Below are 12,426 nucleotides of genomic sequence, written 5' to 3' on the forward strand. Positions count from 1 at the left end.
CAGGTCAATCTTCTGGTTGCTGGTGTCCAGGGTGGCGTTGCCGCTGAGGCGGAATGATACGTCCTTGGCGGCTTTCTGGGTGGTGTCCACCCGGCTGATGATGTCCTGCGCGGTCTGGGCACCGGCGACCGAGCCGAGGGCCAGCAGGGCGGGAGCCAGGAGGGTCAGGGAGAGCTTCTTCATGCCCGCAGTATCCCGCCCGTCCTCATGAGAAGGGGGCCAGGTGCCTGACGGCAGGTTCATCCAGACAACGCAAAAAAGCGCTGCTGGACACAGTCGAGCGTGCCAGCAGCCTGGGGTATGCCCTGCGCGGCTCAGGGCAGCGGCAGCGAGTATCCGACACGCACGCCAAAGCCCCCCTGGCCCCACACCGTGCGCCCGGCAGCGGCGTCCAGATTCAGGGTGCCAGAACCGACATTGAAACCGGCATTCACGCCGGTCCGCAGCGGCGCGCTGGCCGTCCGCCACGGCTCGTAGGCAGCGTACAGGCGCAGCGTGCCCCCCTGGCCCAGCAGGTCCGGGGCAGACACACTGCCGCTCAGGCCGTAGGAGTTGACGCCGACCAGGGCGTCCACGCCCACGCTCAGGCCGCTCGCGGTGGCGTAGCTGAGACCGCCGGTCAGGCCCAGCACGTCCTGCCCCGCCAGCACGCCCGCCCGCCATGTCAGCGTGCCGACCGTCTCGGTTTCCGGGGTGTCAGTGACGGCAGGATCGGTAGCGGCCTCCGCACCTTCCGCCGGGTCGGGTTCCGACTCGACGGGGCGCGTCAGGACGCGGCGGCCCTCTACCCCGGCGCTCGCTTGTGGTTGTGCGCCCAGTGCTCCGCCCAGCACGGCGATCAGGTCGCGGCTGACGCGGTAGCGGGCCGTGAGTGCCGCGTTCCAGCCGCGCTCACGCAGGTCCGCCGGGGCCAGCGCGAACGGGGCCAGGGGGTCCACGTCCGTGACAGGCGCCGTGAAGTACGCGGCCGCGAGGTTCAGCGCGACTGGGCCCAGGCCACCGCCCACGCGACCCTCCAGTCGCACGCCGCCCTGCCAGGTCACGGCGAGGTCCGTGCGGGCGGTCGCGGCGCCCAGCGGCGGCAGGCTGAGGCTGCGCGCGTACCCGACCTGCGCCGCGCGGCTGCTCAGGGCCGCCGACACCTGCCCGCCCAGCAGGTCCAGGTCCGAGACCCCCACGCGCGCCCACAGTCCAGCGTCCGGAGCGCGGTAGGACACCCCGAAGTCCAGGGTGGCGGCCTGCGCGGACGACGCGAGCAGCGCCGCGCCGAGCGTGGCGGGCAGCGAACGGAAACGGCCGGAACGGGGTGTGGGTCGCATGCAGGCAGCGTAGCGTAGCGGGCACACGCACGCAGTGGGCGCCGTGAGGGCAGCGTGGCGGCGCTATAGCGGGGTAGCCCGGTAGCGAGGACGGCCTGATCACCCCGCACGGGAAGCTGACGCGCCCGGTCAGGTTCATGCGCGGGCGGCGGGGTAGCCTGACGGTATGCGCCTGCTTCCCGCCGCTGCCCTGAGTACCGTCGCCCTGACCCTGAGTGCCTGCTCGCCCCTGCAACAGCTGGTGCAGGTCCCGCAGGTGCAGGTGCAAAACGTCTCCCTGATCAGTCTGGCCCTGCCCGGCGGGTTCGGGAGCGAGCCCGTGGCGAAGCTGACCATGAACCTTCAGGTGACCAACCCCAACCCGGTGCCGCTGCGCATGGCGAACATTGCGGGTACGCTGATCATCGACGGGGCCGCCGTGGGCGACGTGTCTTTCCCGAACGTCGCCATTCCCGCCAGCGGCGTGACCAACCAGCGGGCCGACCTGTCCATTCCGGTCACGCTGAGTACGGCCGCGTCGTTCCTGAAGGTGGCGCGCGGCCAGCTGGTCACGTACCGCGTGGACGGCGGGTTCACCGCGAACTTCGGGCCGCTGGGTCTGCAGAACTTCGGGCCGTTTACGCTGTCGCAGGGGCAGTGGAAACAGGCGCCCATCCTGCCCTTCTGAGTGCCTGGGCGTTACTCTGTACGGGTGACCGATCCCGCCCGCCGCGATCACCGCAGCCCAGCGACGCCGGAAGCCAGCGACCCGCAGCGCGCCTGGGCGTTCCGGCCCGCGTCTCCCCTGCCCGGCGTGCCCGGCGGGCCGCTCTCGGGCCTCCGCTTTAGCGTGAAAGACCTGTTCGGCGTGCCCGGCTGGCCGCTACGTGCCAGTTCGCGCGCTCCTGTCCCGGACCCCGGCCCGAGCGTGCTGGTGCGCCGCCTGCTGGACCTGGGGGCCAGCGCGACCGGCAAGACGCACCTGCACGAGATCGCGCTGGGCATCACGGGCGCCAACGGCTTTGGCGGCACCACGCACCCCACCCTGCCGGGGCGGGTGCCGGGCGGCAGTAGCAGCGGCGCGGCCGTCAGTGTGGCGCTGGGTCAGGTGGAGTTCGCGCTGGGCACCGATACCGGCGGAAGCATCCGCGTGCCTGCCGCGTGGTGCGGCGTGCGTGGCTTCAAGCCCACCAAAGGGCACCCCGACTGGAGTGAGGCGGGCGTGCTGCCCCTGTCTCGTACCTGCGATCACACCGGGCCGCTGGCACGCGACCTGCACACCATCCTCCGCGTGCATGAGGCCCTGACCGGCCAGCCCGTGCGCCCGCAGGACTGGACGGGGCGGCGCGTGGGCCTGTGGCTGCCGGACGGCTGGGTTACTCCGGACGTGCGCGACGCCGTGCTGGGCGTGGCCCGCACCCTGACGCACCTGGGCGCGACCGTGACCACCGTGGACTTCCCGGAAGTGCTCGACGCGTACTCGCCCATCGTGCTGAGCGAAGCGGCCGCCGTTCACCGGGACGCCCTGGCACTGCACGAGCCGGGCTTCCTGCCGTTCACGCTGGCGGCGCTGCGGCAGGGCGCGTCCCTGAGTGCCGATGAGGTGAGGGCAGCCTTCGCACGCCGCGACGCGTACCGCAAGGAGCTTGACGCCCTGCTGGACACCTTCGACGTGCTGCTGGCCCCCGCCGTGCCCACCCCACCCCCCCGGGCCGGGCAGGACGATGTGGACCTGCCCGGCGGCCCGGTCCCGCTGCGGCGCGCCGTGCTGCGCCTGACCGCGCCGTTCAGTCTGCTGGGCGCCCCGACCGCCGCGCTGCCCACCGCGCACCACGCAGGCGGCCAACCGTTCGTGGGCGTGCAACTCGTCGGACGGCACGGGCAGGACGACACCCTGCTGGCCCTGGCCCACGCGCTGGACACCGCACCCGCCACCGGCACGCCGGAGCCCGCGTGAAACGCGCCGCCCTCCCCCTGGCACTCCTGCTGGCCGCCTGCGCCCCCGCCACGCACCCCGCCGCTCAGCCCGTGTACTCCTACGTGGGCGAGACGCGGTTCCTGCTGACCCCGCAGAAGATCCGCGTGACATACACCGTGGACCCCGTCACGCACGAGGCGCGCGGCGAGTACCGCAACCTGAGCAGCGGCGGCGCCTTCACCCTGCGCGGCACGCAACTGCCCGGCCCGGGCGGCGCGGCCCTGACCGCCACCATTGACCCCGGCGACACGCCCCGCCTGAACGCCAGCCTGCTGGGTTTCGGGGTCAGCAACGTGCCCCTCAAGGCCAGCGGCCTGCTGAGCGCCACCGTCACGGACACCATCCTGGGCGGCACCCTGACCGTGGGCGGCGTGAAGCACACCGTGATCCTGCGCGCCGAACGCTGAGCGCATCGGCACGGCCTCAGGCGCAGAGCATGAGGGGTGCGTGCGCCACCGCTCCTGACATACGGACCGCTGCCCTCCTGCTTCCCCTGGCAGTGAACGGCTGTCCGTTCGGCGCCTCGTTGCCGCCTACGACGCTGGAACGGTAGATCAGCGGCGTGTAAAAGGGCGTCCGAGTCGGCCCGACTGGATGCGACCCGTACCGCCTGACCCTCGGCCCCGTGGACTGTGCCGGACGGGCCAGCGGCGGCCTCGTGAATCTTGAAACCCACAATGTCTGTGCTGGAAATGGACCTTTCAAACGCCTCGCAGACCGCACGGAACTCACGCTGAACCTGTACCAGAACAGCAGCCACCGTGGCAGGCTCGAACAGCGGGCGAATCCACCCCCAGCGCGCCCGTGGCGCTGCGCTAGACTGCCTTCCGACCGCCCAGCACGACACAGCGGGCAGGCAAAGGCCCCGGAATCCATCCGACCGGCTGAGAGGAGAGACACACATGAAGGCAATGATCGTCACCTACGGGTGTCAGATGAACGAGTACGACACGCACCTGGTGCAGTCGCAACTCGTGAGTTTCGGGGCGGACATTGTGGACAGCGTGGACGTGGCCGATTTTGTGCTGCTGAACACCTGCGCCATTCGCGGGAAACCCGTCGAGAAGGTCCGCAGTCTGCTGGGCGACCTGCGCAAGGTCAAGGCCCGCCGTTCCCTGGTGATCGGCATGATGGGTTGCCTCGCGCAACTGGAAGAAGGGCAGCAGATGGCCCGCAAGTTCGGCGTGGATATTCTGCTCGGGCCGGGCAGCCTGCTGGATATCGGCAAGGCGCTGGAAAGCAACGAGCGTTTCTGGGGGCTGGCGTTCCGGGATGAACTGCACGACCACGTTCCCCCCGCGCCCGCCGGGCGCCTGCAGGCGCACCTGACGATCATGCGCGGCTGCGACCACCACTGCACGTACTGCATCGTGCCCACCACGCGCGGCCCGCAGGTCAGCCGCCACCCGGACGACATCCTGCGGGAACTGGAGTTGCAACTCGCGGCGGGCGTGCAGGAAGTCACGCTGCTGGGCCAGAACGTCAACGCGTACGGCGTGGACCAGGGCGCCCGGCTGGGCGGGTACCCCACCTTCGCGAACCTCCTGCGCATGGTGGGCCGCAGCGGCGTGCGCCGCGTGAAATTCACGACCAGCCACCCCATGAACTTCACCGCGGACGTCGCGGCCGCCATGGCCGACACGCCCGCCATCTGCGAGTACGTTCACCTGCCCGTCCAGAGCGGCAGCAACCGCGTCCTGCGCCGCATGGCCCGCGAGTACACCCGCGAGCAGTACCTCGCGCACGTCGCGGACATCAAGAAACACCTCCCGCACGTCGTCCTCGCCACCGACATCATCGTCGGATTCCCCGGCGAGACCGAGGACGACTTCGCGCAGACCCTCAGCCTGTACGACGAGGTCGGGTACGACAGCGCGTACATGTTCGCGTACAGCGCCCGCCCCGGCACGCCCAGCTACAAGCACTTTGACGACCTGCCCCGCGAAGTGAAAACCGAACGGTTAGAGCGCCTGATCGCCAGGCAGAAAGACTGGAGTGCCCGCAAGAACACCGCCAAGGTCGGCACCGTGCAGGAAGTCCTGATTCGCGGTGACGCGCACAGTGACGGCTTCCTGGAAGGCCACACGCGCGGCAACCACCCCACCATCGTCCCCGCCGCCACCGGCGCAACCGGCCCCGGCGTGTACCCCGTGCGCATTGACCACGCCACGCCGCACATGATGTACGGCACGGTCCTCGGCCCGGACGGACACCCCCTGCCACAGGTGCCGCGCCTGGACCCGCAGGCCGCCGCCCTCAGCGCCCCGCTCAGCATGGCCTGACACAGGGCCAACCATGAATGCTCGCTCAGAAAATCTTAAGCGCCCATCACGTCAAGGTCAGATTCGCAGCGCACAGTGAGAGGCATGAAGAAACTCACATTGGCGGCAATCGGGTTGACGGGGATTCTGGCGAGTTGCAATACACCTGGCGGATACCAAACGCCGGATTACATTCGCAATGATGCGGTGGAGATACGGACTAACTTGATCGACTCGGCGACGGGACAACCTATTTCATGTAGGAAAGTCGTATATCCCAATAATCAAATTAATAACGAGAATTTTGTTGTTGCAGAATTCGGGGCCACTGGGTTTAATCGGGGAACTCTTGAGTTAAATGGTGACATCAGCCTCTCGAAAGCCGTGAAACAATTTAACATGGCCGATCTACAGCAATCAACCCGGGGCAACTATCTTGTCCAATATGTAATCGACGGATCCATAGTACCCGCCAGCGTCTCGGCTCAGGCTATTGAAACGAAACTCGCCTATAAGTACGTCAGTCCGTCGGGAACGACTCTGGGACGCTTCAACGCTACAGTTACGGTTACTGACGGAGTAAGCAGCGATGCGGCAACGACCAGCAAATACATTCCCGTTTACTCATCCTGCATTTACAGAGGCGAGGCCCCCTCGCTAGACTAATCAAGATTCTTGCACATACGTCGCCCCCACCTTTAACAGGTGGGGGCGATTTCTCCTGCGGGATCGGCGTCACTACCGTCATTTCCGGAGTCAACTGGGGAACACACCGATTAACCAACTTCGCGCCCGGAATGCCGTGGCTTTCTATTCAAGCCGCTCGGATCGAATGATTTTCAATTGTCGTAACTGCTCAGCAGGGTAAATTGCTCAGAATCTGAATTCAGCCCTATAAATTGCTAAGAAGCTGCTTTCAAATGACTGAAATTGCCGATATGGGCGAATTGGTTCGTCCAAGGCAGATTTGCAGTAAATATTATGCTCATACAAAACGGGAACAAGCGTTTTTTGCCGTGTTTATCGTGCTGAGCAGTTACCAATTGTCTTCAATTGACGTTCGTATCAAGTGAGGGGCGTGAGCCCTGCTTCGATCTGGGCGCGGCGGGGTTCGAGGAAGGGGGCGAGGATCAGGGTTTCGCCCAGGTGGTCGGGGTGTTCGTCCACGGCGAAGCCGGGGCCGTCGGTGGCAAGTTCGATCAGGACGCCCTGGGGTTCGCGGTAGTAGATGCTGTGGAACCAGTGTCGGTCCACTTCGCCGCTGGTGCGCAGGCCCAGGGAGCTCAGGTGGGCGTTCCAGTCGTGGTACTGGTCGTCCTGGACGCGCAGGGCGATGTGGTGTACGCCGCCGGCGCCGGGGCGGGCGGGGGGCAGGGTCGGGTCGATGCGCAGGTGCAGTTCGGCGTGCGGGCCGCCTTCCTGCATGGCGTAGACGTGAATGGTGCGCTCTGGCTGCTCGGGGTCGGGGTACGTGCCGGCGGGGGTCATGTGGTAGGCGCGTTCCAGGACGCGGGTGGTGGGGAACAGGTTGGGGAGGGTCAGTTCGCTGGGGCCCAGGCCGTGAATCTGCCTGTCGGTGGGGATGGGGCTGCCGGTCCAGGGGGTGCCGTGTGGGCCGCCTTCCAGGAGGCTCAGGCGCTGGCCTTCGGGGTCGCTGAAATCCAGGTGGGGGCGGCCGTGGCGGGTGGTGGGGGTGACGCTCAGGCCGTGGGCGCTGAGGTGCGCGTGCCACCAGTCGAGGGTGCCGTCTGGGACGCGCAGGCTTGTGCGGGTGACGCTGTTGTTGCCGGGTTGTTCGGGTGGGACGGGCCACTGGAAAAAGGTGAGGTCGCTGCCGGGGGTGCCGGCGCTGTCTGCGAAGAAGAGGTGGTAGGCGGTCACGTCGTCCTGGTTGACGGTTTTCTTGACGAGTCTCATGCCGAGGATGCCGGTGTAGAAGGTCAGGTTGGCGCGGGCGTCGGCGGTGACGGCGGTGACGTGGTGCAGGCCGTGCGGGGTGAGGGGCGTGGTGGTCATGCCCACACCCTAATTCGTTTGACATTAAGCGATTGTGACGAGCCGACAGCAGCGGCCCCAGTCCACAGCCCCTCTCCCCAGCGGAGAGGGCCGGGTGAGGGGTCACCCACAACAGAAAGCGGGCCGCAGGGTCACCCCCACAGCCCACTTCCTCCTCCCGACGATCCTTACAGCACTTCGAACAGACCGGCTGCGCCCATGCCGCCGCCCACGCACATGGTCACGACCACGTGTTTCGCGCCCCGGCGTTTGCCTTCCAGCAGGATGTGCCCGGTCAGGCGCGCGCCGCTCATGCCGTACGGATGCCCGACGCTGATCGCGCCGCCGTTCACGTTGTACTTGGCCGGGTCGATACCCAGCGTGTCCCGGCAGTACAGGGCCTGCACGGCGAACGCTTCGTTCAGTTCCCACAGGTCAATGTCGTCCACGCTCAGGCCGTGGCGTTTCAGGAGTTTCGGCACGGCCAGCACCGGGCCGATGCCCATCTCGTCGGGTTCCAGGCCCGCCACGGCAAAGCCCTTGAACAGCCCCAGCGGGGCCAGTCCGCGCTCGCGGGCCATGTCGCCGCTCATGACGACCACGGCCGCCGCGCCGTCCGACAGTTGCGAGGCGTTTCCGGCGGTGATCACGCCGCCCTCGATGACGGGCTTCAGTTTGCTCAGGCCCTCCAGGGTGGTATCGGCGCGGTTGCCCTCATCCAGGCTCAGCGTGACCTCGCGGGTGCTGATCTCGCCCGTGGCCTTGTCCTGCACTTTCATGCGGGCCGTCATGGGCACGATCTCATGCTCGAACAGCCCGGCCTGCTGCGCCGCCGCCGTCCGCTGCTGGCTTTGCAGTGCGTACTCGTCCTGCGCCTCGCGGCTGATGCCGTAGCGCTCCGCGACCACCTCGGCCGTCTGGAGCATCGGCATGTAGATCTCGGGCTTGTGCTCCATGAGCCACTCGCCGCGCAGGCGGTACCCGTTGGCGTGCTCGTTCTGCGTCAGGCTGATGCTTTCCAGGCCGCCCGCCACGAACACGTCGCCCTGACCGGTCATCACGTGATTCGCGGCCAGCGCGATGGTGTTCAGGCCGCTGGAGCAGAAGCGGTTCACGGTCACGCCCGACACACTCACCGGAAAACCGGCGCGCAGCGCGATCTGCCGGGCGATGTTGCTGCCGGTGGCGCCTTCCGGGTTCCCGGCGCCCATGATCACGTCCTCGATCTCGGACGGGTCGATCCCGGCCCGCTGCACGGCGTGCAGAACAGCGTGCGCGCCGATGTCAGAGCCGTGCGTGTCGTTCAGGAACCCCCGGTAGGCCTTGCCGATGGGGGTGCGGGCAGTGGAAACAATGACAGCGTCTTTCATGGTGTGTTCTCCTTGCTGGTCGGGGCCGTCGCCCCTGGGTGCGCTCTGGACGGGTCCACCTGAGCCGGAGGGGCCGGGCGGGGACCGGGGGTCACTTTAGCGCCCCTTCTCGGTGTCGTACTGCGCAAACGTCTTGCCCTCGTCGGCCAGGCGCTTGAGCAGCGGCGCGGGCGTCTGTCCGTACCGTTCCAGGTCGGCCACCACGTTCTTCAGGCCCTGTTCGCTGGCGTACTGCATGGGGCCGCCGCGGTAGGCGGGGAAGCCGTACCCGTAGATGTAGATCACGTCGATGTCCCCGGCGCGCTGCGCGACGCCTTCCTCCAGGATTTTGGCACCCTCGTTCACCAGGGAGTACGCGAGCCTCTTGGTGCTTTCCTCCTGGGTGATCTCGCGCGGCGTGATGCCCTTCTCGGCGCGGTAGGACTCGATGAGTTTCTGGATGTCGGCGTTGGGGATGGGCCGGCGGGTCTCGTCGTAGTCGTAGATGCCGCCCTGCGTTTTCTGGCCCTTGCGCCCGGTCTCGACGATGCGGTCGAGCCAGCCGTCGGGCTCGGGTTGCCCGGCGACCCTGGCCTGGTGCTGGCGGATGGCGTGCCCGATATCCAGTCCGGCCATGTCACTCATCTGGAAGGGGCCCATGGGCAGGCCCAGGGCGTTCATGCTGGCGTCCACGTCCTCGGGGCGCGCGCCTTCCTCGACGATCAGGCGGGCCTCGTCACCGTAGCGGTGGATCATGCGGTTGCCCACGAACCCGTCGCAGACGCCGACGACCACGCCGACTTTCTTGACGCGCTTGGCGAGGGCCATGCTGGTCGCCAGGACCGTGTCGCTGGTTTTATCGGCGCGCACGATCTCCAGCAGTTTCATGACGTTCGCGGGGCTGAAAAAGTGCAGGCCGATCACGCTTTCGGGGCGGCTGGTGACGCTGGCGATCTCGTTCACGTCCAGGGTGCTGGTGTTGGTCGCCAGGATCGCGCCGGGTTTGGCGATGCCGTCGAGCTTCCTGAAGATGTCCTTTTTCACGTCCATGTTCTCGAACACGGCCTCGATGATGATATCGGCGTCCTTGAGGTCGCCCATGTCCAGGGTGGGGGTCAGGAGGGCCAGGCGCGCCTCGACATCCTCCATGCTCATGCGGCCTTTGCTGGCGGTGTTCTCGTAGTTGCGGCGAATGACGCCCAGGCCACGGTCCAGCGCGTCCTGCTGCGTTTCGACGATGGTGACGGGAATCCCGGCGTTCAGGAAGTTCATGGCGATGCCGCCGCCCATGGTGCCCGCCCCGATCATCCCGGCTGACCGGATCTCGGTGGTGGGGGTGTCCTTGGTAATGCCGGGAATCTTCGCGCTTTCACGTTCAGCGAAGAAGATGTGACGCAGACCACGGCTCTGGGGGCTGTCCTTGGCTTCCATGAACTTGGTGGCCTCGGCGTCCCAGCCTTGAGCGAAGGGCACGGTGGCGGCCATCTCGGCGAGATCCACGATCAGGGCCGGGGACAGTTGCCCACGGTGCGTTTTCTGGATGCTCTGACGGGCGGCGGCGAACACGTCGGGCGTGGCGCCGGGCACGCTGCGTTCACTGATGCGCGGCAGGGGCCGGGCGCCGGCCATCTCGCGGGCGAACTCGACCGCTCCGGCGAGCAGGTCGCCGTCAATGACGCGGTCAATCAGGCCGAGCTGCCCGGCTTCCGTGGCCCCGATGGGGTTGCCGCTGAGCATCATGTCCAGCGCCTTGGCGGCGCCCACCACGCGGGGCAGGCGTTGCGTGCCGCCCGCACCGGGCAGGACGCCCAGTTTCACCTCCGGCAATCCGACCTGCGCGCCGGGCACGGCCACGCGGTACGTGCAGGCCATGGCAAGTTCCAGGCCGCCGCCGAGCGCGGTGCCGTGAATGGCGGCCACGGTGGGTTTGGTGAACGCATCAAGCTTCTCGATGGTGCCGCGCAGGTCCGGGGACTGCTCGCGGGGCAGGTCGAAGGTGCGGATGTCGGCCCCGGCGACGAAGGTGCGCCCCCCGCCGATGATGACCACGGCTGTCACGCTGTCGTCGTCGGCGGCGGCGTCCAGTCCGGCTTTCAGGCCCTCGGGGACGCCCACGCTGAAGGCGTTCACGGGCGGGTTGTTGATGGTCAGGACGAGAATGTCGCCGTCGCGGGACTGCTGCACGAGGCTGGGCTGGCTGGAATCGGGGGTACTCACGATAAAACCTCCTGGTGGGTGGGGAATTGGATTGTGGTTCGGTCCCTAGCTTTTCACGATTCCCCAACCCGGTCAAACACGTTCACGTTCAAGGTGTACGTCAACGTTCACTTTGGGGGGACAGTCGGGTATGCTGCGGGTCATGAGTGAATCCATGAAGGCCATCCGGGTCGAACGACTCGGCCCCCCCAGCGTGATGGAACTCCAGGACGTTCCCGCCCCCACCGCCGGTCCCGGCGAGGTCCGCATCGAGGTCGAGGCGGTCGGCATCAACTTCGCGGACGTTCTGAGCGTCGCAGGCGAGTACCTGACCCGCACCCGCGTGCCGTACACGCCGGGCATGGAATTCGCCGGAATCGTCGAATCCCTCGGGGAGGGCGTCACGGGCGTGCAGGTCGGACAGCGGGTCGCCGCGCTGGGCGGCAGCGGCGCGCTGGCCCGCTACTCGGTCGTGAACGCCGCCGGACTGATCCCCGTTCCGGAAAACCTGAGCGGCGCGCAGGCCGCCGCGTTCCCCGTGTCGTACTTCACCGCCTACCACGGCCTGAACACCCTGGGGCGCGGCGTGAAAGGCGAGTGGGTGCTCGTGCAGGCCGCCGCCGGGGCGCTCGGCACGGCCAGCATCCAGCTTGCCAGGGCGATGGGCATGCACGTGATCGCGCTGGCCAGCACCGATGAGAAACTTGCGCTGGCCCGCACCCTGGGCGCCGACGTGACCATCCTCCAGGACGACCCGGACCGCGTGCAGAAAGTCCGTGACGCGGCGGGCGGCAAGGGTGTTCCCCTGATCCTGGAAGTCGTGGGCGGCAAACGCTTCCAGGAGAGCCTGGACATGGCCGCCCCGCAAGGCCGGATCATCGTGATCGGGAACGCCAGCCGCGAGCAGGCGACCCTGCGCCCCGTGGAACTCATGAAACGCAACCTGACCGTCACGGGCCTGTGGCTGACCAGCCTGATGAGCGACCGCGCCGCGACCCTGCAGGCCGCGCAGGCGCTCGCCGGACTGGTCGGCAGCGGTCAGGTCACGCCGCAGGTCGGCCCCACCTACGCACTGGCCGACAGCGCCCGCGCCTTCCAGGACCTGCTGGACCGCAAGACGACCGGCAAGGTCATCATCGAACCCGCCCGCTGAGCGGGCCCTCCCCTGAGCCGCCCACACTGAATCGGCCATCCTGCCCCGCTGCCGACCGGCGCGCTTAAGTACACTGCGTTTATCTTGTAGATAAACCGCGCGGAGCGCGTAGCAGAAGAAAGTACGTTGGTAACTGCTCAGCACGATAAACACGGCAAAAAACGCTTGTTCCCGTTTTGTATGAGCATAATATTTA

Annotated in this window: 11 protein-coding genes and 1 pseudogene; 7 read left to right on the top strand and 5 right to left on the bottom strand. The window is 67.4% G+C overall.

Annotated elements, in window-relative coordinates; genetic code table 11:
• A pseudogene (locus QZ271_RS04780) lies at nt 1–183 on the bottom strand (outer membrane lipoprotein carrier protein LolA); the annotation flags it as partial.
• 131 nt (nt 184–314) lie between these two features.
• On the bottom strand, nt 315–1,319 hold the full coding sequence (locus tag QZ271_RS04785) for a hypothetical protein (RefSeq protein ID WP_291429489.1): 1,005 nt from the start codon (nt 1,317–1,319) through the stop codon (nt 315–317).
• 166 nt (nt 1,320–1,485) lie between these two features.
• Between QZ271_RS04785 and QZ271_RS04790 the strand changes: the two genes are divergently transcribed.
• The 6 genes from QZ271_RS04790 (at nt 1,486) to QZ271_RS04815 (ending at nt 6,610) form a co-directional block, all read left to right on the top strand.
• Nucleotides 1,486–1,986: an LEA type 2 family protein gene (locus tag QZ271_RS04790; RefSeq protein WP_291429490.1), complete on the top strand. Its 501-nt coding sequence runs from the start codon at nt 1,486–1,488 to the stop codon at nt 1,984–1,986.
• Between the two features lie 24 nt (nt 1,987–2,010).
• Nucleotides 2,011–3,255, top strand: coding sequence for an amidase (locus tag QZ271_RS04795; RefSeq protein WP_291429493.1), 1,245 nt, complete (start codon nt 2,011–2,013; stop codon nt 3,253–3,255).
• Entirely contained in the window at nt 3,252–3,683 is a 432-nt protein-coding gene (locus QZ271_RS04800) for a hypothetical protein (protein WP_291429495.1), read from the top strand. The genes QZ271_RS04795 and QZ271_RS04800 overlap by 4 nt, the downstream gene beginning before the upstream one ends.
• Nucleotides 3,684–4,178: 495 nt before the next feature.
• Entirely contained in the window at nt 4,179–5,558 is a 1,380-nt protein-coding gene (gene miaB / locus QZ271_RS04805; RefSeq protein WP_291429497.1) for a tRNA (N6-isopentenyl adenosine(37)-C2)-methylthiotransferase MiaB, read from the top strand.
• An 84-nt stretch (nt 5,559–5,642) separates the two neighbouring features.
• Entirely contained in the window at nt 5,643–6,203 is a 561-nt protein-coding gene (locus QZ271_RS04810; RefSeq protein ID WP_291429498.1) for a hypothetical protein, read from the top strand.
• 254 nt (nt 6,204–6,457) lie between these two features.
• Nucleotides 6,458–6,610 carry a hypothetical protein gene (locus QZ271_RS04815; RefSeq protein ID WP_291429500.1) on the top strand — a complete coding sequence of 51 codons (153 nt, stop codon included), beginning with the start codon at nt 6,458–6,460 and terminating at the stop codon, nt 6,608–6,610.
• On the opposite strand, the gene QZ271_RS04820 is transcribed toward QZ271_RS04815, so the two are convergent.
• From QZ271_RS04820 to QZ271_RS04830, 3 genes are all read right to left on the bottom strand, one after another.
• Nucleotides 6,603–7,553: a ring-cleaving dioxygenase gene (locus tag QZ271_RS04820; protein WP_291429502.1), complete on the bottom strand. Its 951-nt coding sequence runs from the start codon at nt 7,551–7,553 to the stop codon at nt 6,603–6,605. The genes QZ271_RS04815 and QZ271_RS04820 overlap by 8 nt on opposite strands.
• Before the next feature lie 167 nt (nt 7,554–7,720).
• The gene (locus QZ271_RS04825) at nt 7,721–8,902 is read right to left on the bottom strand and encodes an acetyl-CoA C-acyltransferase (RefSeq protein ID WP_291429504.1); all 1,182 of its coding nucleotides are present in this window, start codon (nt 8,900–8,902) and stop codon (nt 7,721–7,723) included.
• Between the two features lie 96 nt (nt 8,903–8,998).
• Nucleotides 8,999–11,098, bottom strand: a complete 2,100-nt coding sequence (locus QZ271_RS04830) for a 3-hydroxyacyl-CoA dehydrogenase NAD-binding domain-containing protein (RefSeq protein ID WP_291429506.1) — start codon at nt 11,096–11,098, stop codon at nt 8,999–9,001.
• Nucleotides 11,099–11,240: 142 nt separating this feature from the next.
• On the opposite strand from QZ271_RS04830, the gene QZ271_RS04835 reads away from it, so the two are divergent.
• On the top strand, nt 11,241–12,230 hold the full coding sequence (locus QZ271_RS04835) for an NADPH:quinone oxidoreductase family protein (RefSeq protein WP_291429508.1): 990 nt from the start codon (nt 11,241–11,243) through the stop codon (nt 12,228–12,230).
• Nucleotides 12,231–12,426 lie beyond the last annotated feature (196 nt).

It is taken from the genome of Deinococcus sp., assembly GCF_018260555.1.
In the GTDB taxonomy this organism is placed as follows: Bacteria; Deinococcota; Deinococci; order Deinococcales; family Deinococcaceae; genus Deinococcus.

Excerpts from the sequence above, each read along its gene's own strand:
- QZ271_RS04810 (WP_291429498.1), top strand. The coding sequence starts at position 5,643 with ATGAAGAAACTCACATTGGCGGCAATCGGGTTGACGGGGATTCTGGCG.
- QZ271_RS04835 (WP_291429508.1), top strand. The coding sequence starts at position 11,241 with ATGAGTGAATCCATGAAGGCCATCCGGGTCGAACGACTCGGCCCCCCC.
- QZ271_RS04815 (WP_291429500.1), top strand. The coding sequence starts at position 6,458 with ATGACTGAAATTGCCGATATGGGCGAATTGGTTCGTCCAAGGCAGATT.
- QZ271_RS04825 (WP_291429504.1), bottom strand. The coding sequence starts at position 8,902 with ATGAAAGACGCTGTCATTGTTTCCACTGCCCGCACCCCCATCGGCAAG.
- QZ271_RS04820 (WP_291429502.1), bottom strand. The coding sequence starts at position 7,553 with ATGACCACCACGCCCCTCACCCCGCACGGCCTGCACCACGTCACCGCC.
- miaB (WP_291429497.1), top strand. The coding sequence starts at position 4,179 with ATGAAGGCAATGATCGTCACCTACGGGTGTCAGATGAACGAGTACGAC.
- QZ271_RS04785 (WP_291429489.1), bottom strand. The coding sequence starts at position 1,319 with ATGCGACCCACACCCCGTTCCGGCCGTTTCCGTTCGCTGCCCGCCACG.
- QZ271_RS04790 (WP_291429490.1), top strand. The coding sequence starts at position 1,486 with ATGCGCCTGCTTCCCGCCGCTGCCCTGAGTACCGTCGCCCTGACCCTG.